Below are 17335 nucleotides of genomic sequence, written 5' to 3' on the forward strand. Positions count from 1 at the left end.
TTCGGTGACGGAGCCGGACGTGAGACGGCCACCGCTGTGATCATGAAGATGTGCATGGACGACATGACCGGCGGAGGCCGTGACCGTAATGGAGATCGACCCGGCCGGGTGGGTACGGCGGCTGGATGAGCTGTTCGGCGAGGTGGTGGCCCCGGCGGTGTTCCGGCGGGAGCCCAGGTTGCGGGCCCGGGCGTATGTGCTGGGATTGCTGAGCGGGCTGGAGCATAAGAACGGGTGGTCGCTGGCGGAGTTCGCCGGGGACTCCACGCCGGATGGGATGCAGCGGTTGTTGAACGCTGCGGTGTGGGATGCCGATCGGGTGCGGGACGCGCTGCGTCGCGTGGTGGCCCGGCGGATCGGCTCGGCCGATGGGGTGCTGGCGGTCGATGACACCGGGTTTGAGAAGACCGGCCGCCGGTCGGCGGGGGTGCAGCGGCAGTACACCGGCACCGCGGGGAAGATCACCAACTGTCAGATCGGGGTGTTCTGCTCCTATGTCGATCCGGGCCGGCATCGGGTGCTGATCGACCGGGAGTTGTATGTGCCCAAGTCCTGGTATGCCGCCCCGGATCGGCTGGCCGATGCCGGAGTGGACGATGACCTGCGGTTTTCGACCAAGCCGGAGCTGGCGTGGGTGATGATCGAACGTGCCGCCGACGACCCGCTCTTCCTGTTCGGCTGGGTGACAGGGGACGAGGCCTACGGTGACAACGGGCCGCTGCGCACCAAGCTGGAGCGCCGCGGGCTGAACTACGTCATGGCGGTGTCGTGCGATCACCACCTCACCCTGGCCACCGGCAAGATGCGGGCCGATCATCTGGCCGCGGACCTGGCCGCCGACGCGTGGCAGCGGTACTCGTGCGGACCAGGTTCCAAGGGCGAAAGGTGGTACGACTGGGCCTGGATCCACCTGGACGAGCACCATCAACTGCTGGTGCGCCGCAGCGTGTCCGACCCCTCCGAGCTGGCCTTCTACCGCTGCTACAGCACCGGGCCGGTGACATTGGGCGAGCTGGTGCGGGTGGCCGGATCCAGGTGGAGCATCGAGGAATGTTTTCAGGCGACCAAGAACGAGGTCGGCCTCGATCACTACCAGGTCCGCAAGCGCCTGGCCTGGTATCGGCACATCACGCTGGCCATGGTCGCACATGCTCATCTGGCCCTCACCGCGGCGGCGGCGCAGGAAACCGAGCCGCCGCCCGGCCCTGATCCTGGTCTCGGCACCGAAACGGGCACTGACCAGGGCGAGCACGAGCTCGCCACACAGGGGGCCGGCAGCCTGTGGACAACGAAACGCCCCTCCGAATCCGCGTGACGAATCGCTCACCGTCGATCACCTCGGAGACGACGAGCTGATCCCGCTCACCGTCAACGAGATCCGCCGCCTGCACGCTCTGGCCCACCAACCCCAGCACTCCTGGAATCACCATCTGCGCTGGTCACACTGGCGACGCCGCCACCAACTCCGCGCCCGCCGATGCCATTACCGGCGACAACGAACCCGAGATCACTAACTGCGGCTGCCCTACTAAAGAAGGGCATGCGGTCCGCTGGGGTGGCCCGCCAGTATTCAGGGACCGCCGGCAGGATCGAGAACTGTCAGATTGGCGTTTTCTGCGCCTATGCGAGTCCTGCGGGGCGGGCGCTAATCGATCGTGAGCTTTATCTGCCGAAGTCGTGGACTGAAGACCGTAAACGGTGCCGCCAGGCGGGTATCGGCGATGAAGTGGAGTTCGCCACCAAGCCCGATCTGGGCAAGGCCTTACTTGAACGGGTGGTCGCATCGGGGATCCCCTTCCGGTGGGTCACCGCGGACGCGGCCTACGGGCAGGTGTGGCGGCTGCGGTGGTGGATGGAAGAACGCGGCATCGCCCACGTGGTCGCCGTTCCCAAAACGCAGATGGTGATCTCGATGAAGCTGACCCAGGAGCGTGTCCACCACTTGATCGACGAACTGGAGGAGGACGCGTGGCAGCGGCTGAGCTGCGGAGACGGAGCTCATGGTCCACGGTTGTACGACTGGGCTGCTGTCGACATCAGACCATTTCGTGAACCCGGAGCAGGGCACTGGCTTCTTGCGCGCAGAAGCATCAGCGATCCGAATGAAATCGCCTACTACATCTGCTTCGCCCCAGAGCAGACTCTCCTCAAGGAATTGGTGCGTGTGGCGGGCAGTAGGTGGGCCATCGAGGAGTGCTTTCAAGCGGCCAAGAATGAGACAGGATTCGACCACTATCAGGTCCGCGGCTACCAGGCCTGGTATCGGCACATCACTTTGTCCATGGCTGCTTCCGCCTTCCTGCTCAGGCTCCAGCGGGCCTGCCAAAAAGGGAGATCTCGAATACCTGCCGGTAGGTATTCGCCCGCTGAGCATCAACGAGATCCGTCGCCTGTGGAACCGCGTCGTAATGCGCACCACACACTTCATCGACCACGCTCTGAAATGGTCTGAATGGAGAAGACGCGCCCAGCAACGAGCCAGAGACAGCCACTATCGCAGACGCGAGAGACACAACCTGTCGTTGCAGTACTAGGGCCTGTTCGTAGTTCGGATCAGTTGCAGCCGGTCACAATCCAGTAACTCGCCCACGCCGATGCGAGAGCGGGCGATATCACCGGTGCATGACGCGCGGTGATGTGACCGATACCGAGTGGGAGCTGATTGAGCCGCATCTGCCGTTGGGGGTGTCTGGGCCGATCGGTGACCTGCGCAATCAGTTCAACGCGGTGATGTGGAGGTTCCGGACCGGCAGCCCGTGGCGGGACGTGCCCGCCACCTACGGCAACTGGTCCACGATCTATGACCGATTCCGGGCCTGGGCGTGCCAGGGGGTCTTCGAGAACCTGATGAACGCGGTGATCGACGAGGCGGCGGCCCGGAGCGATGTCGACCTGGACCTGGTCAGCGTGGACTCCAGCGTCTGCCGCGCACATCACCACGCCGCCGGGATGGTGGTCGCGCCCGAGCGGTTGGAGGAGTTGGAGCGGGCCGCGGCCGAGGAAAAGGGGCTACGCCAAAAGGGCAAACCGGGCCCATGGACCAGCACTCCGGCGACGAGCCCGACCCCGCACGGGAGCGCCGGCGCCGGGTACGCCGACGCCGCAAGGCCCGGCTGAAGGCCGCTGATCTGGGCCGGTCCCGAGGCGGGCTGACCAGCAAGATCCACCTGTCGGCCGACCGGCGCTGCCGCCCCCTGTCGATCGTGCTCACCCCCGGGCAGGCCGCCGACAGCCCCCGTTTCATCCCCGTCCTGGACAGGATCCGGGTGCGCGGCCCGGTCGGCCGCCCCCGGACCCGGCCGGCCGCGGCCGCCGGCGACAAGGCCTACTCCTCACGGGCCAACCGCGCCTACCTGCGCAGACGCCATATCAAGGCGGTGATCCCGGAGAAGGTCGACCAGGCCGCCAACCGCAAGAAGAAGGGACGACGCGGCGGCCGCCCGGTCAGCCACGACGCCGAGCTCTGCAAAGACCGCAACACCGTCGAACGCTGCATCAACAAGTTCAAGGAATGGCGAGGGCTTGCCACCCGCTACGACAAGACACCCGATAGCTACAAGGCCGGGCTCCACCTGCGCGGATGCATCATCTGGCTGCGCAGCCTCCCAACCCTCCCATGATCCGAACTACGAACAGGCCCTAATACTACATGCCTAGATCTCGGTGGGCGATCGAACGATTCCTCTACGTGATCACACTGGGTGGTGTAACGGTGTCTGTATGTTTGACTCTCGTGAGTGCGCCGGTGCGGTGACGGCAGCGGTTCTGGACAGATGGAATTCGGATTTCGAGACGGTGTGCGTCCGGTTCGAGCGCCGATGGTACCGGACGGAGTCACGTGAGCATTTCCGGCAGTACCTGCGGGGATTGCTGGCGCCACTCGCGCGCAAGAATTCCTGGACGATCTCGGAGTTCACCGGGGAGCGCAGGCCGACAGCGGTCCAGCGGTTCATCAACCTGACGTCATGGGACGCCGATGGGCTGCGCGACGATGTGCGGTCCTATGCGATGGAGTATTTCGCCGATCCCCGGGCGGTGCTGATCGCCGACCCGACCGGGTTCGCTAAGAAGGGAAAGAAGTCGGCCGGGGTACAACGGCAGTACTCCGGGACGCTCGGCCGGGTCGACAACTGTCAGATCGGCACTTTCCTGGCCTACGCCAACACGGCCGGAGACCGGGTGCTCATCGACCGGGAACTCTATATGCCCGAACGCTCCTGGTGCGCCGACGCCGAGCGGCGGGCCGAGGCCGGCGTCCCCGAGGACCTGGCGTTCATGACCCGCCCGCAGCAGGTCCAGGCCATGATCGACCGGACGGTCGGGGCAGGGGTGCCGTTCGCGTGGTTCGCCGGGGACGAGGAGTTCGGCCAAAACCACAGACTGCGCCGTCATCTGGAGGAACAACAGATCGCCTACTGCATGGCCGTGCCCAAGAACACCACCGTCATCACCGGAAGCGTTTCCTCGGCGACAGGCGACCCCGCCATTGTCGAGACCGTCGCCGCACAACTGAAACCCCACGACTGGCAACGCCGAGCCTGCGGAATCGGATCGAAAGGCTTCCGGGTCTATGACTGGGCCGTGATCGAGGCACCGTTCCCGGGACACCAGTACGTGTTCCGGCGAAACATCACCGATGGCGAACTCGCGTACTTTCACTCCTACAACCCGCGCGGGGAAGGATTATGCGAGTTGGTCCGGGTCATCGGCTCCCGTTGGCCGATCGAGGAATGTTTCGAGGCCGCCAAACAGGAAGCGGGGCTGGCGCAATACCAGTTCCGGCTCTACCGCGCCTGGTACCGCCACATCACCCTGGCGATGCTCGCCATGGCCTTTCTCGCCGTGCTGCGCCATACCGCCAAAAAGGGGACCCGCCCCCTGTGGACAACCGGCGGCGACCGGCGGCGCACAACAGACGGACCGGCAGCAATCACCACCCGCCCCCCGGACGGTCACCTCAACGGCCTCTCCGGCGACTGATCGCCCTGTCGATCGCAGAGATCCGGCGTCTGTTCAACCTGATCGGTAAAGACGATCACGCTGTTGACCTGGGACTCTACTGGTCCGCCCTCCGCCGTGGCCATCAAGCTGAAGCGCGCAGGCACCACTTCAGGCGACACCTGCGCCTCCAGATCATCCAGATCTAGCTATGTAGTACTAATGCTGATGGCCAAGTACCGGCACCGCAAGGCCGAGTGAAGCGCCCCGGGTTCGGTAGAGGCTCTAGGTTGTGGCTGTGACCTGCGGTTCTGTGTGGTTCTGGCGGTAGTGGAGGGCTTCGTATTCGTCGGGTGGTACGTGGCCGATCTCACCGTGGAGCCGGGTGGTGTTGTACCAGTCCACGTGCTCGGCGGTGGCCAGCTCGACGCCGGTCAGGTTCTTCCATGGCCCACGCGGTTTGATCAGCTCGGTCTTGTACAAGCCGATCGCCGATTCCATCAGTGCGTTGTCGAGCGCGTCGCCGACGGTGCCGATGGAGGCGTCGATACCGGCGTCGACCAGGTGCGTGGTGAACCGGAAAGAGGTGTATTGGGCGGACTCAACCGGTGGACGCAACACCGGCCTGTTGGAGCGATAGTAGGTGATCATTGAGGGCCTCGGCAGGCGTCTTCCAGCCGAGGGTCTTACGAGGTCGGGCGTTGAGAGCCGCTGCGACTGCCGCGATGTCGTCGGCGCTCCAGCGAGACAAGTCTGTGCCCTTCGGGAAGTACTGGCGGAGTAGGCCGTTGGTGTTTTCGTTCGTGCCGCGCTGCCACGGGCTGTGCGGGTCGGCGAAGAAGACCGGGACGCCCGTCTCGATCGTGAACTGGGCATGTGCTGACAGCTCCTTGCCTCGGTCCCAGGTCAGTGACCGGCGCAGCTGCTCAGGTAGGGCACTGACGGTGGCGGCGAGGGCGTTCTTCATCGTCTCGGCGCCGTAGCCGGCCAGCGGTGGCCCGTTCTTGGTCCGCGGGATGACGCCGAATCCCTTCTGGCGAGGCAGGTGGACCAGCATCGTGAAGCGGGTCGTGCGCTCAACCAACGTGCCGATCGCCGACCGCTCCAACCCGATCACCAGGTCGCCCTCCCAGTGCCCGGGGACGGCGCGGTCATCGGCCTCGGCAGGGCGCTCGCTGATCAACACCTCGGGTGTGCCGTGAGCCCACGCCTTGCGCTTGGAGCGGGCTCGGGGAGCCCGCAGCGCACGACCAGTGCGCAGGCAGGCGACAAGTTCGCGCTTGAGCGCCCCACGGGCCTCGACGTATAGGGCCTGGTAGATCGCCTCGTGGCTGATCCTCATGGACTCATCTTCGGGGAAGTCGGCCTTCAGCCGGTTGGCTATCTGCTCCGGGCTCCAGGCGGTCGCCCACCGGCGGTCTCCCCGGTGCGGCTTGTTTCGCCCTTTCCACGGCCCGGCCTCTGGTCCGAGTACCGCCCCGTCCGGACCGTGGATCTGACCGGACAGCCGTTCCTGGACGTACTGGCGCAGTCGATCGTTGGTGGCCAGCTTGGCCGCCTTCGGGCGCTGGGCCACCAGATCGGCCTTCCACTGCGCGACCGATGCGCGGTAGTCCAGCCGGCCGCCGCGGGTCGCGGCGTTGCGCCGAAGCTCGCGGGAGATCGTCGACGGGTGGCGGCCGAGTCGCCGTGCGATCTCCCGAACCCCAACGTCCTGCGCTTTCCAGATCGCGATCTCCTCCCGCTCGTGGAAGGACAGGTACCGGCCGCAGAGCGGGGCAAGATCCATCGGTGGCATGCCGCCACCATGCCGGAACCACCTGCCACCCACCGCCTGCGACACCCCGACCGCAGCCGCTGCCTCCTCGGCGAGAAGCCCTTTCGCGATCTCCCGCCAGAACGCCCGCTCGATCTCCCGACGATGCGCCGGCGCACCCGGCGACTTCATCGGTGACCGCCCCGTCAGCGCCTGCATCCACCCAGCTGGCCGACCCATCCAACACCTCTGAGATCGAGGTGTTGCGACGACCGGTTGAGTCCGCCCAATACACCTCTTTCCGGTTCACCACGCACCTGGTCGACGCCGGTATCGACGCCTCCATCGGCACCGTCGGCGACGCGCTCGACAACGCACTGATGGAATCGGCGATCGGCTTGTACAAGACCGAGCTGATCAAACCGCGTGGGCCATGGAAGAACCTGACCGGCGTCGAGCTGGCCACCGCCGAGCACGTGGACTGGTACAACACCACCCGGCTCCACGGTGAGATCGGCCACGTCCCACCCGACGAATACGAAGCCCTCCACTACCGCCAGAACCACACAGAACCGCAGGTCACAGCCACAACCTAGAGCCTCTACCGAACCCGGGGCGCTTCATGGTGGTAAGTGACCAGGGTTCACCGGCCCGATTCGGGGGTGCTGGAGCCTTGGAGACCGCCTTTGGTGGCAGCTCTGGGGAGTCCCAGCTGTGGTGGCGGGGCTGTCGGTGGTCACTTCGCTCGTTGACGCCAAACGCTCATCGGCCAGCTTGTAACGCTATTCACTCGTGTCGGTACTCTCTGACCGGTTGAATCCGCCAAGTGCGCCCCATCTGCGATGGTGGCCTTTCTCGGGTGGTGGTGGGCCCTGGCGGGTTAAGTTGTTGGTCACATCGAGGCCGATTACCGCTGGCAAGTGTTGATATCCTTACCTGCTGGTCGGTGAGCAGTCGGCGGACATGGTGGGCTCGGTCCCTCGCCTGTAGTCCATGGGGCACGGGCGGGATAAGTGATGAGGAGGCGCATGGCCGGGAAGAACGCGGGCGGGAGCCCCCAGGCGGGCAGCCAGACGCTGGCCCGCGGGCTGACCGCGCTGATGACGATCGTCGAGACCCCGGACGGGATGTCCGTACAGGATCTCGCCGATCACCTCGGCGTCCACCGCACCATCGCCTACCGGCTGCTGCAGACCCTGATGTCCTTCGGCCTCGTCGCTCATGGCTCCGACGGCCTGTACCGGGCTGGGGCCCGGCTCGCGACCCTGGCCGACGCCTACCTGCCGGCGTTGCGCGAGGCCTCATTGCCGATCATGAAAGAGGTCGCCAACGAGATCGGGTGCACGGTCTCGCTCTTCGTCGCCGAGCGCTCCGAGGCGGTGTCGATAGTGCTCGTCGAGCCGACGACCGTGTCCTGGCACCTGCGGTTCAAGGTGGGCATGCGCACGCCGATCGACCGTGGCGCCGCCGGGTACGCACTCCTGGCCGCGGGGGAGAAGGTGCCCGGCGAGCCCACAGCGGTCAGCCGCGCCCGCCAGCGCGGCTATGCCACCAGCCACGGCGAGGTGGAACGGGGGGCGTACGCAGTCGCGGCGGCGATTCCGCAGGCGCAGCCCCGCGCCTGCCTGAACCTCATCACCTACCGTGAGGACCAGGCGAAGGCGGCCGAAAAGCACATTCGGGCTGCGGCCGAGCGCCTCGGCGAAGTGCTGCATCTCGCCCACTCGGTCGATGGGGCGGGCACTCCGTAGCCGATACGGCCCGAATACTCGCACGGGCGATGTCAGAAGGCTGTTGGGTGGTGGGGCAAGGCCCGCCTGAAGCCATGATGCGACCGCGCCCGGACACGTCGTGGCATGTGGCCGGGCGCGGTCGGGCCGCACCTTTGTTGAAGGAGCCGCGGCGGATCGGAAAGCGGCCTACGCGTCGGCGTCCTTCGGTGCGAGTCCCGCTTCGATCGCCTTGATCAGCATCGTCAGCGACCGGGAGTAGAAGCGCGCCATCGTCACGAACCCCGTGGCGAACCACAGCCCCGGCTGGCGGGAGCGCCGCCAGGCCTCGCTGTACTCCCCGTCGTCGGCCAGTCCGTACACCTTCTGGACCTTGTCCGTGGCCGGGCCGAGCAGGGAGTGGACGGATTCGCCCATGGACGCGTAGCCGGTCGCGAAGACGATCAGGTCGACGTCCAGGGAGGTGCCGTCGGTGAACACGAGCCCCGTCGCGGTCGCGCGGTCGATCTCGACGCCCTGCTTGAGACCGATGTGCCCGTCGGCGATGAGCTCCGACGCGCCGATGTTGATCTGGTAGCTGTCCCGGCCGGCCATGTGGCTGCCGATGATGCCGGTGCCGCCCGGGCCCCACTCCAGCTTGAATCCGCGCTGCTGCAGCCGGTCGAGCAGGTCGCGGTCCCGCTCGGCGGCCGCCTTCACCAGTTGCTTCAGGGCCGCGCGGTTCGGGATGTTCGGGACGGCGTACGCCACCATGTCCGCGAACTCGGTCCCGAGACCGGAGTCCTCCGCGTAGACGCCGTAGAAGAGGTCGTTGAACGTCCGGAAGTTGATCACGTAGGTGGCGTTGCGCTGCAGCATGGTGACCTCGGCACCGTGCTCGTACAAGTCGTGGGCGATCTCGTGCCCGCTCACGGCGGCTCCGACGACCAGGACCCGCTTTCCGTCCCAGTCGGAGCCGCCCTGGAACTCGCCGGAGTGGACGGCGAGACCCCGGAAGTCCTCGATACCGGGGACGTCGGGCACACGCGGCTCACCGTTGAGGCCGACTGCGACGACCAGGTGGGCTGGCCGCAGAGTCCGCCGGCCGCCGTCCGGGCGGCGCAGTGTGATCGTCCATCGTCCGTCCGCGTCGTCGTAGGTGGCGGCGGCGAGTTCGGTGCCGGTCCAGACGTTCAGATCCATGGCTCGGGCGTACGACTCGAGGTGGTCGGCGAACTTGTCCTTCGGCGTGTGCGCCGTCCACGTCGGCGGGAACGGGTAGAAGGGCAGGTGGTCGGCGTTGAGCAGGCTGTGCAGCGCCAGCGAGGCGTAGCGCTCGCGCCAGTTGTCGCCGACGCGCTCGTTGCGTTCGACGACCAGCGTGGAGACGTTGAGCGACGTCAGGCGGGCCGCGACCGCCAGGCCGTTGTGACCCGCGCCGATGACGACCACTTGCGGGTCCTCGTGCTCGAACTCCGCTTCGGCTGCACGGTCGTCGGCCCACCGGCTTCGGCCGGGCACGTAGCCGTGCGCCTTTCCTTCGGGCCGGTGAGCGCCGACCGCTGTCGGGAAGTCCGTGAAACCCTCGGCCTGCGTCATCAGATTGGCGGCTCGCCACCCGCCGTCGCCGCCGGACGTGAGGCGCGCGAACCCGCTGCACCGCCGGTGGTCGGTGGTGAACTCGAAGAACATGAGGATGCCGTCGCCGGTGCGGATCGGCGTCTGCCGGGTGGTGGGTCCGAGGTCGCGGGGACGGACGTCCGCGCTCAGCCGGCCGAGCGCGGACCGGACGTCGTCGATGCCGACGTGGTTGGTGACGTCCCAGGTGAAGGCCAGGAAGTCCCGCCACGTCACATCGGGGGCGAGCAGGTCGTCCATGCCCTCGTGCGCGCCCGAGCGCAGGGCGGTGGCGAATCGTTCGAGCCAGGCGGCGGACGCGTCGACCGTCGTTTCGAGTTCGGCGGCGGTGGTGGTCATCGTTCTCCTCGGATCGAGTGGCGGAAGAGACGGGAGCGACGCGGCGACCGGGGGGCGATCGCGCGCGGCCGCCGGGCCGGGTCACTTGAGGGCGATCGGGTTGACCGGGGAGCCGACGGCGCCGACGACCGCGAGGGGAGGTGCGATGAGCTGGAACTCGTAGACGCCGTCGCCGGCGCAGTCGGCGGCCAGTGCGGTGACGTCCCAGTACTCGCCCAGCATCATGCCCATGTCCCGCTCGCAGAGCAGGTGGAAGGGCAGGAAGACGCCCTCGAACTCGGGCATCGGCACCTCGACGGTCACGTTGTCGGCCGCGACGGCCGCGGCCTCGTGCGCGTGCAGCCATGCGGCGCACCGCCAGCTGAGCCCGGAGGTGAACGCGGACCTGTCGCCGGTCCGCCGGAAGTTGTCCCACCAGCCGGTTCTGATGATCACGACGTCTCCCGGCTCCACGGCCACCCCTTGCCGGGCGGCGACCTCGTCGAGCTCCTCCGGCGTGACGGGCTGATCGGGGTCGAGGTGGACGTCGTCGCCGCGGTGGGCGACGACGTCGAGCAGGACGCCTCGCGTGGTGATGCCCTTGGCGATCACTTTGTCGATCCCGCAGCGGGTCGCGCCCTGGCTGGTCACCGCCGAGGCGGGGAAGCCGTTGTAGAGCAGGCCGTCGTAGTAGGTGTGGGAGAGCGCGTCCCACTGGGTGGCGGCCTGCAGTGGCATGATGATCATGTCGTCGTTGAACCGGAACGGGTTGTCGGCGAAGTACTGGCCGATCTGCTGGGCGACCGGGTTCGCGGCCCAGCCGCGGGAGTGCTCGACGAAATGGTCGGCGTCGCCGCCGTCGACGGTCATCACGTGGATCGGATTGGGGCGGAACAGGTAGTCGCCCTGCGGTCCGTTCGCTCCGAACTCGACGCCCAGCGGGAACACGGCGCCTTTGCGGACGAGCCCGGCCGAGGCGCGGACCTTCTCCGGGGTGATGAAGTTCAGGGTTCCGACCTCGTCGTCGTCCCCCCATCGGCCCCAGTTGCGGACCTGCTCGGCGACGGCACGGAATTCGTTGATCGAGGACATGGCTGGCTCTCCCAGGGGCGTCGGATGCGGAACGGCGAACGGCGGGTCGTGCGATCCGGCGTCAGCGGTCGCCGGCGTTCTGGGCGGTCGTCGGTTCGGTGGTCTCCAGACCGACGTAGGCCTCCATCACGTCGGGCCTCTGCAGCACGTCGCGCGGGGCGCCGGCGCCGAGGGCCTTTCCGAAGTTCATGGCGAGGAGGCGGTCGGCGACGTCGGCGATGAACGCGACGTCGTGGTCGACGATCACCGTGGTGACGCCGTCCGCGCGGATCTCGCCGACCAGCCTGCGGAGGGCTTCGCGGTCGGCGAGCGACGAGCCGGAGGTCGGCTCGTCCATCAGCAGCAGGTCGGCGCCGGTGAGCAGGGCCCGGCCGACGTCGAGCAGCTTGCGGGCGCCGTAGGGCAGGCCGCTGAGCCGTTCGCCGGCGAGGTGGGGCAGTTCGAGCCGGTCGAGCATGTCCAGCGCCAGCGACCGTTCGGCGCGTTCGCTGCGCCGCACCGAGGGCAGCCCCAGCAGGGACGCCGTGACCGATGACGCCTGCCGGCGGAGCCGGCTGAGCACCAGGAACTCCTCGACGGTCATGTCGCCGAAGAAGTCCGCGGCCTGGAAGGTCCGGGCGATCCCCTCGGTGAGGATCCGGTGCGGCCGGCGGCCGGTGATGTCGCGGCCCGCGTAGACGACGCGGCCGTGCGTCGGCAGGTACACCCCGCAGACGCAGTTGAGCAGCGTGGTCTTCCCTGCGCCGTTCGGCCCGATGAGGCCGAACACCTCCCCGCGGGCGACGCTCACGCTCAGGTCGTCGATGGCGACGATGCCGCCGAAGCGCTGGGTGAGGCCTTCGACGGTCAGGATCGGTTCGCTCACGTCGGTACTCCCAGGTAGCGGCGGCCGAGTTCGGCGGCCGAGGTCTCGCCGGTGGGGCCCTGCCACGCGATCCGGCCGCGGTCGAGCACGTACAGGTCGTCGGCGACCTTCATCGCGGCGACGGCGTCCTGCTCGACGAGCAGGACGGGCAGTCCGAGCTCGTCCGCCATCGCCTTCAGCGCGGTCATGAGCTGCTTGACGATCACGGGTGCGAGGCCGAGGGACAGCTCGTCGACGAGCAGCGCCCGGGGGCGCTGGACCATCGCCATGGCCAGGGCGAGCATCTGCCGTTCGCCGCCGGACAGCATTCCGGCCGCCGAGTCCGCCCGCCGCTCGATCACGGGGAAGGCGGTCGCGAGAGCGCCGAGTCCGGTGCCGCCCGGCGCGGCCTTCGGGGTGACGAGTGCGAGATTCTCGCTGACCTTGAGGGACGGGAACACCTTGTCGCGCTCCGGGACGAGCACCAGCCCGGCGCGGTTGGAGCGCGCCGGTCCGACGCCCGCGACGTCGACGCCGCCGAGGCGGGCCGATCCGGTGACCGCGACGCGTTCGCTGCGCAGGAACCCGGCGAGGCCGGTGAGCAGCGAGGTCTTGCCGGCGCCGTTGCGGCCGAGGACGGCGGTGATGCGTCCGGGCCGCACGTCCAGTGAGACGCCGTCCACGCCGATGGCGCCGTTGGGGTAGACGACTCGGAGATCGCTCACGGTCAGGCCCGAGACCCCTTCGCCCGGGGCCCGGCGGTCGCCGCGGTCCTGCTCGGTTCCGGCGGCGGGTGTCTGCGCGCTCATCGTGCCTTCTCCTCGGTGCTCGCGGGCCGTGCTGCTCGCCGCCTCGATGCGGCGTTCGCCGCCGCGTCGACGCCGCGCCGGACCAGGCCGACGACGCCGTCGCGCTCGAACAGCAGGACGAGCACCAGGGCGAGCCCGTAGACGGCGACGGCGAGTTCGGGGGAGTGGTCGTTGAGCCAGGTGCCGAACGAGCCGCCGCCGCCGACCTGCCCCGGCAGCGTCTGCAGCCAGTGCGGCAGCAGGACGACGAACGCGGCGCCGATCACCGTGCCGCTGATGGTGCCGAGGCCGCCGACGAAGACGATCACGAGGATCGACACCGCGAGGTCGAGGCTGAACGGCACGTAGTTGACGACGCCAAGGACGTAGGCGTACAGCGATCCGGAGACCGCGATGACGGCGGAGCTGCCGACGAAGGCGAGCAGCTTCCATCTGCGCACATCGATGCCGGCGACCGCGGCGGCGCCCTCGTTCTGGCGGATGGCCGCCCAGGCGCGGCCGGGTGCGCGCCGGTACAGGCCGCCGAGCGCGAGGGCGAGGACGGCGAGGACCACGACGAGCAGGGCGACGAGGTTGCGGCCCGGCTCGAGAGAGATCCCGCCCAGGTGAGGGATCTCGGTGAACAGGCCGGCCTCGTTGTTCCCCTGGTACTTCTTCGCCGCGAACCCGACGACGAACTGCAGCGCCAGCGTGCTGAGCGCCAGGTACAGCCCGCGGAAGCGCAGGCCCGTGACGCCCACGATCAGCCCGATCGCGCCGCCGGCCATGGCCGACAGCAGGATCGGCACCGGGAACACCGCCCAGGAGGTCTCGCTGAGCCGTGCCGTCACGTAGGCGCCCACGGCCATGAACGCCGCCGCGCCGAGGGACACCTGCCCCGCCCGGCCCATCAGCCTGTCCTGGCCGAGGGCGGCGATGGCGTACACGACGATGAGGCTGGCCTGGTACTGGCCGAACTCGTCGGCCACGAACACCGCGTATACGGCCATGACGGCGAACAGGAGCACCGCGACGAGCCGCCGTGGCTGCGGACGCCACCGCGCCGACGGCCGCGGCCCGCTCGATGGGGCCGTGCTGGGGGAGGTGAGAGATGTGGACGCGTTCATACCCGGCTCGCCTCCGCGCTGCCGAACAACCCTTGGGGACGGACCGCGAGCACTGCCAGCAGCAGCCCGTAGGACGCGACGTCCTGCCAGTCGCCGCCCGCCTTGGTCACGACGATCGACTGGACGAGCGCCAGCCCGAACCCGCCGACGACGGCGCCGCCGATCGAGTCGAAGCCGCCGAGCAGGATCGCCGGGAACGCGGTGAGGCCGAGGGCGTAGACGCCGGTCGGCGCCGGTTGGGTGGTGAGCAGGAACGCGACGCCGGCGACCGCGGCGGTCCCCGCGGCCGCCGCCCACGCCAGCATCGACATGCGGGCCACGTTCACGCCGGAGTGCGCGGCGAGCTTCGGCATGTCCGCCACCGCCCGCATCCGCAAGCCGACGCGAGTGCGCTGCAACGACAGCGCGAGGACCAGGTAGACCACCAGCGCCATCCCCGCGACGACCAGGTCCGCGACCTGGACGTGCAGCCCGGCGACCGGCGTGAACCGCCGCTCGGACATGACGTGCGGCAGGATGATCGGGCTGGAGCCCCAGACGATCACCGCCACCGACTCCACGACGATCGCCAGGCCGATGGTGGCGACCGCGGCGATGAACGGCTCCGCGCCCTCCATCCGGGCGAACACCGCCCGGTAGATCACCGCGCCGAGGACCAGGTCGGCGACGAGCGCGGTGGCCAGGGCGCCGAAGAAGCCGAAGCCGTGCTCGGCGCAGTGCAGGAAGACGAACGCGCCGACGAGGGTGAAGGCGCCCTGCGCGAAGCTCACCACCTTCGTCGCCCGGTAGACCACGACGAAGCCGACGGAGACGAGCGAGAGGATCGCCCCGCTGGTGATCGTGGTGGTGATGATGGCACTGATCTGGTCATTCATGTTCCTGCTCGTTTCCGGTCGGGATGCCGAAGGCGGTCAGCCGTCGAAGGCCTGGCCGGCCGGTTCGGTCGCGGCGACCGTGTAGGTCCGCTTCGCCGGGTCCCAGTGCATGAAGACGAGGTTCTTCACGCCGATGTGCGAGGTGGGGGAGTAGCCGAAGGAGCCGGGCACGAGGCCGTCGGCGTCGGTGGTGACCTGCTCGAGCGCGGTGGACATCTTCTGGCCGCTGCACGGGAACCCACACTTCTTCAGCGCCTCGACCACGATGTACGGGCCCACCGCGGGCATGGTGCCCTCACCGTCCATGAGCGCGTCGGTGGTCTTGGTGCCCAGCTTGCCGAGTTCGGCCAGGGTCGCCTTGAGCCCGGCGGAATTGGACGGGTCGTCGACGATCGCGGGCTTGGTGATGGTGGTCTGGTACAGGTTCGCGCGCCCGATCGACTTCATCGTCGAGCCGATTACCGCGCCGGACGTCGTCACGACGGGGACGTCCAGGCCGGCCGCCGCGAGCCCGTCCACCAGCGGCTTGTAGAACTGGTTGAAGATCTCGGCGACGACGACGTCGGGCTTCGACGCGACGATCGCCGCGATGTTCGCGTCGATGTTCGTCGCGGACAGCGCCTCCTTCTGCACCGTCGAGACCGTCATGCCGTTCGCGGCGGCTTCCTTCTTCCAGCGGTTGGACCAGTTCAGCGGTCCGATGAGGTCGCTGTAGAAGACGGCGACCCGGGGGTTCGGCTTGGTGACCCTGCTCTTGATGAACTTAATCTGCGGCTCGACCTCCATGGTCTCCATGTCGGTGTCGAGGAAGACGTACTTGCTCGGCGGGTTCAGGTCGGACTCGGTGCCGCGCTGGCAGAGCACCGGCGTCTTGTATCGCTCGGCGACCTTCGCGACCGACGAGCAGTCGTTGCTGATCAGCTGGCCGAGGATCGCGGTGGCCTTGTCCTTGGTCGCGAGCTGGATGACGTTCGCGGTGGCCTTCCCCGAACCGGCCTCGCCCTGGTCCAGCGCCTTCAGGCGGATCTTGTGGCCGTCGATCCCGCCGGAGGCGTTGACGGCGTTGAAGACCGCCTTGGTCCAGCGCAGTTCGCCCGCCGTGTAGGTCGCGAGCGATCCGGTGAGCCCGTCGGAGAAGCCGATCACGTAGTCGCCGCCGGACGACCCGCTGCCGCCGGACGAGCAGGAGGTCAGGCCGAGTGCGAGGAGGCCGGCGGCCGCCAGGGCGATGCCGTTCCGAGTCCTGCGGAAGTTCATTGGGGTTCCCTCGATTCGCGAGGAGGCGACATCTGTCGGCCGCTGGGGTGGAGGGGCCGGTCGAACGCCCGGCCGTTGTGCAAATAACGCTTAGATGCGAACGTTAGCTGCACGTGGTGCACGAGTCTCAACGCGCCGAGACGCGGATGTCAAGAGGTGGGGACGAAGGTGGCGGCCGTTGATCTCCGCATCCGGGGTCAGCTGAGCAGCTCGCCGAGCTCGGCCGCGGCGGCCGTGACGTGGCCGAGGCCCGCCTCCAGGACGTCCGATCGATGGGAGATCAGGTTGATGCAGGTCTGCGGTGCCGGCGCGGTCCGCGGCACGGGGACGGCGAGCCCGAAGGTGTTCGGTTCGACCTCGCCGTGCGTCATCACCCAGCCGCGGTCGCGGGCGAACGTGATCTCCTCGCGCTCGCCGGGACGCGCAGGGGCGCAGGCGAGCAGCGCCAGTCCCGCCGCGCCGCGCTCCAGCGGCCGGCGGCTGCCCTCCTGGAACGTGAGGCGGTACGGAACGCCGTGCGGCACGATCACCAGGATCGCGACCTGCTCGTCGTCCTCGGCGACCAGCAGCGATGCCGTCGTGCCGGTGCGGTGCGCGAGCCGGCGCAGCACCGGCATGGCGACCTCGCGGACGCTGTTGTCGAACGACGCGCCGAGGACGGCCAGCGCCGCCGCCGGGCGGAAGCGGCCGTCGTCATGGCGGGCGACGAGACGGAAGCTCGCGAGCGTGGCGAGCAGCCTTGACGCCACGGTCCGGTGGACGCCGAGCTCGCGCGCGACCTCCTGGATGCCCAGCCCGTGCGGCGACTCGCTGATGAGGGTGAGCGCGGTCAGCCCGCGCGCGAGGGTCTGCGCCCCCGCCGGCGCGCCGCCGTCGGGACGCTCCCTCGCGGCTCGGGTGTCCGGCTTGGCCGTGGATCGTGCGGGCTGGGTCATGGCGACCTCCGAGTGGGGCGGGGGGTTGACAAGAAATGGGAGCGAGGAAGAGAGTTCA

12 protein-coding genes and 4 pseudogenes are annotated in these 17335 nt (G+C 68.5%); 6 read left to right on the forward strand and 10 right to left on the reverse strand.

What is annotated here, in order from left to right; genetic code table 11:
- Positions 1 to 88: 88 nt before the first annotated feature.
- The 4 pseudogenes from ACQEU6_RS00845 to ACQEU6_RS00860 all read left to right on the forward strand — a co-directional run.
- Positions 89 to 1192 (forward strand): annotated as a pseudogene (locus ACQEU6_RS00845) (IS701 family transposase); the annotation flags it as partial.
- 336 nt (positions 1193 to 1528) lie between these two features.
- Positions 1529 to 2332, forward strand: a pseudogene (locus ACQEU6_RS00850) (IS701 family transposase); the annotation flags it as partial.
- A 290-nt stretch (positions 2333 to 2622) separates the two neighbouring features.
- Positions 2623 to 3620, forward strand: a pseudogene (locus ACQEU6_RS00855) (IS5 family transposase).
- 100 nt (positions 3621 to 3720) lie between these two features.
- Positions 3721 to 4869, forward strand: a pseudogene (locus ACQEU6_RS00860) (IS701 family transposase); the annotation flags it as partial.
- A gap of 354 nt (positions 4870 to 5223) precedes the next feature.
- Here ACQEU6_RS00860 and ACQEU6_RS00865 read toward each other — a convergent pair.
- Together ACQEU6_RS00865 and ACQEU6_RS00870 are read right to left on the reverse strand one after the other, a co-directional pair.
- Entirely contained in the window at positions 5224 to 5589 is a 366-nt protein-coding gene (locus ACQEU6_RS00865) for an integrase core domain-containing protein (RefSeq protein ID WP_499328615.1), read from the reverse strand.
- Entirely contained in the window at positions 5540 to 6913 is a 1374-nt protein-coding gene (locus ACQEU6_RS00870) for an IS30 family transposase (protein WP_499328617.1), read from the reverse strand. The genes ACQEU6_RS00865 and ACQEU6_RS00870 overlap by 50 nt, the downstream gene beginning before the upstream one ends.
- Between ACQEU6_RS00870 and ACQEU6_RS00875 the strand changes: the two genes are divergently transcribed.
- Together ACQEU6_RS00875 and ACQEU6_RS00880 are read left to right on the forward strand one after the other, a co-directional pair.
- The gene (locus ACQEU6_RS00875) at positions 6889 to 7290 is read left to right on the forward strand and encodes an integrase core domain-containing protein (protein WP_499328619.1); all 402 of its coding nucleotides are present in this window, start codon (positions 6889 to 6891) and stop codon (positions 7288 to 7290) included. The genes ACQEU6_RS00870 and ACQEU6_RS00875 overlap by 25 nt on opposite strands.
- Positions 7291 to 7722: 432 nt before the next feature.
- A complete protein-coding gene (locus ACQEU6_RS00880) occupies positions 7723 to 8445 on the forward strand; it encodes an IclR family transcriptional regulator (RefSeq protein ID WP_499328621.1) in 723 nt (240 codons plus the stop codon).
- Between the two features lie 168 nt (positions 8446 to 8613).
- Here the strand turns inward: ACQEU6_RS00880 and ACQEU6_RS00885 are convergent, their stop codons facing one another.
- From ACQEU6_RS00885 to ACQEU6_RS00920, 8 genes are all read right to left on the reverse strand, one after another.
- Positions 8614 to 10380: an NAD(P)-binding domain-containing protein gene (locus ACQEU6_RS00885; RefSeq protein ID WP_499328624.1), complete on the reverse strand. Its 1767-nt coding sequence runs from the start codon at positions 10378 to 10380 to the stop codon at positions 8614 to 8616.
- Between the two features lie 81 nt (positions 10381 to 10461).
- Positions 10462 to 11451, reverse strand: coding sequence for a cyclase family protein (locus ACQEU6_RS00890; protein WP_499328626.1), 990 nt, complete (start codon positions 11449 to 11451; stop codon positions 10462 to 10464).
- 61 nt (positions 11452 to 11512) lie between these two features.
- A complete protein-coding gene (locus tag ACQEU6_RS00895) occupies positions 11513 to 12316 on the reverse strand; it encodes an ABC transporter ATP-binding protein (protein WP_499328629.1) in 804 nt (267 codons plus the stop codon).
- Complete coding sequence (locus ACQEU6_RS00900; protein WP_499328631.1) at positions 12313 to 13104, reverse strand: ABC transporter ATP-binding protein; 792 nt, start codon at positions 13102 to 13104, stop codon at positions 12313 to 12315. The genes ACQEU6_RS00895 and ACQEU6_RS00900 overlap by 4 nt, the downstream gene beginning before the upstream one ends.
- Complete coding sequence (locus ACQEU6_RS00905) at positions 13101 to 14210, reverse strand: branched-chain amino acid ABC transporter permease (protein ID WP_499328633.1); 1110 nt, start codon at positions 14208 to 14210, stop codon at positions 13101 to 13103. The genes ACQEU6_RS00900 and ACQEU6_RS00905 overlap by 4 nt, the downstream gene beginning before the upstream one ends.
- Positions 14207 to 15085 carry a branched-chain amino acid ABC transporter permease gene (locus tag ACQEU6_RS00910; RefSeq protein ID WP_499328635.1) on the reverse strand — a complete coding sequence of 293 codons (879 nt, stop codon included), beginning with the start codon at positions 15083 to 15085 and terminating at the stop codon, positions 14207 to 14209. The genes ACQEU6_RS00905 and ACQEU6_RS00910 overlap by 4 nt, the downstream gene beginning before the upstream one ends.
- A 36-nt stretch (positions 15086 to 15121) precedes the next feature.
- Positions 15122 to 16342 carry an ABC transporter substrate-binding protein gene (locus ACQEU6_RS00915; protein WP_499328637.1) on the reverse strand — a complete coding sequence of 407 codons (1221 nt, stop codon included), beginning with the start codon at positions 16340 to 16342 and terminating at the stop codon, positions 15122 to 15124.
- A 197-nt stretch (positions 16343 to 16539) separates the two neighbouring features.
- The gene (locus tag ACQEU6_RS00920; RefSeq protein ID WP_499328639.1) at positions 16540 to 17277 is read right to left on the reverse strand and encodes an IclR family transcriptional regulator; all 738 of its coding nucleotides are present in this window, start codon (positions 17275 to 17277) and stop codon (positions 16540 to 16542) included.
- Positions 17278 to 17335 lie beyond the last annotated feature (58 nt).

It is taken from the genome of Spirillospora sp. CA-108201, from assembly GCF_050936235.1.
Lineage (GTDB): Bacteria > Actinomycetota > Actinomycetes > Streptosporangiales > Streptosporangiaceae > Spirillospora.

Bases quoted from the DNA above. Each gene is read 5' to 3' on its own strand.
- ACQEU6_RS00865 (WP_499328615.1), bottom strand. From the start codon at position 5,589: ATGATCACCTACTATCGCTCCAACAGGCCGGTGTTGCGTCCACCGGTT.
- ACQEU6_RS00870 (WP_499328617.1), bottom strand. From the start codon at position 6,913: ATGCAGGCGCTGACGGGGCGGTCACCGATGAAGTCGCCGGGTGCGCCG.
- ACQEU6_RS00880 (WP_499328621.1), top strand. From the start codon at position 7,723: ATGGCCGGGAAGAACGCGGGCGGGAGCCCCCAGGCGGGCAGCCAGACG.
- ACQEU6_RS00885 (WP_499328624.1), bottom strand. From the start codon at position 10,380: ATGACCACCACCGCCGCCGAACTCGAAACGACGGTCGACGCGTCCGCC.
- ACQEU6_RS00890 (WP_499328626.1), bottom strand. From the start codon at position 11,451: ATGTCCTCGATCAACGAATTCCGTGCCGTCGCCGAGCAGGTCCGCAAC.
- ACQEU6_RS00900 (WP_499328631.1), bottom strand. From the start codon at position 13,104: ATGAGCGCGCAGACACCCGCCGCCGGAACCGAGCAGGACCGCGGCGAC.
- ACQEU6_RS00905 (WP_499328633.1), bottom strand. From the start codon at position 14,210: ATGAACGCGTCCACATCTCTCACCTCCCCCAGCACGGCCCCATCGAGC.
- ACQEU6_RS00910 (WP_499328635.1), bottom strand. From the start codon at position 15,085: ATGAATGACCAGATCAGTGCCATCATCACCACCACGATCACCAGCGGG.
- ACQEU6_RS00915 (WP_499328637.1), bottom strand. From the start codon at position 16,342: ATGAACTTCCGCAGGACTCGGAACGGCATCGCCCTGGCGGCCGCCGGC.
- ACQEU6_RS00920 (WP_499328639.1), bottom strand. From the start codon at position 17,277: ATGACCCAGCCCGCACGATCCACGGCCAAGCCGGACACCCGAGCCGCG.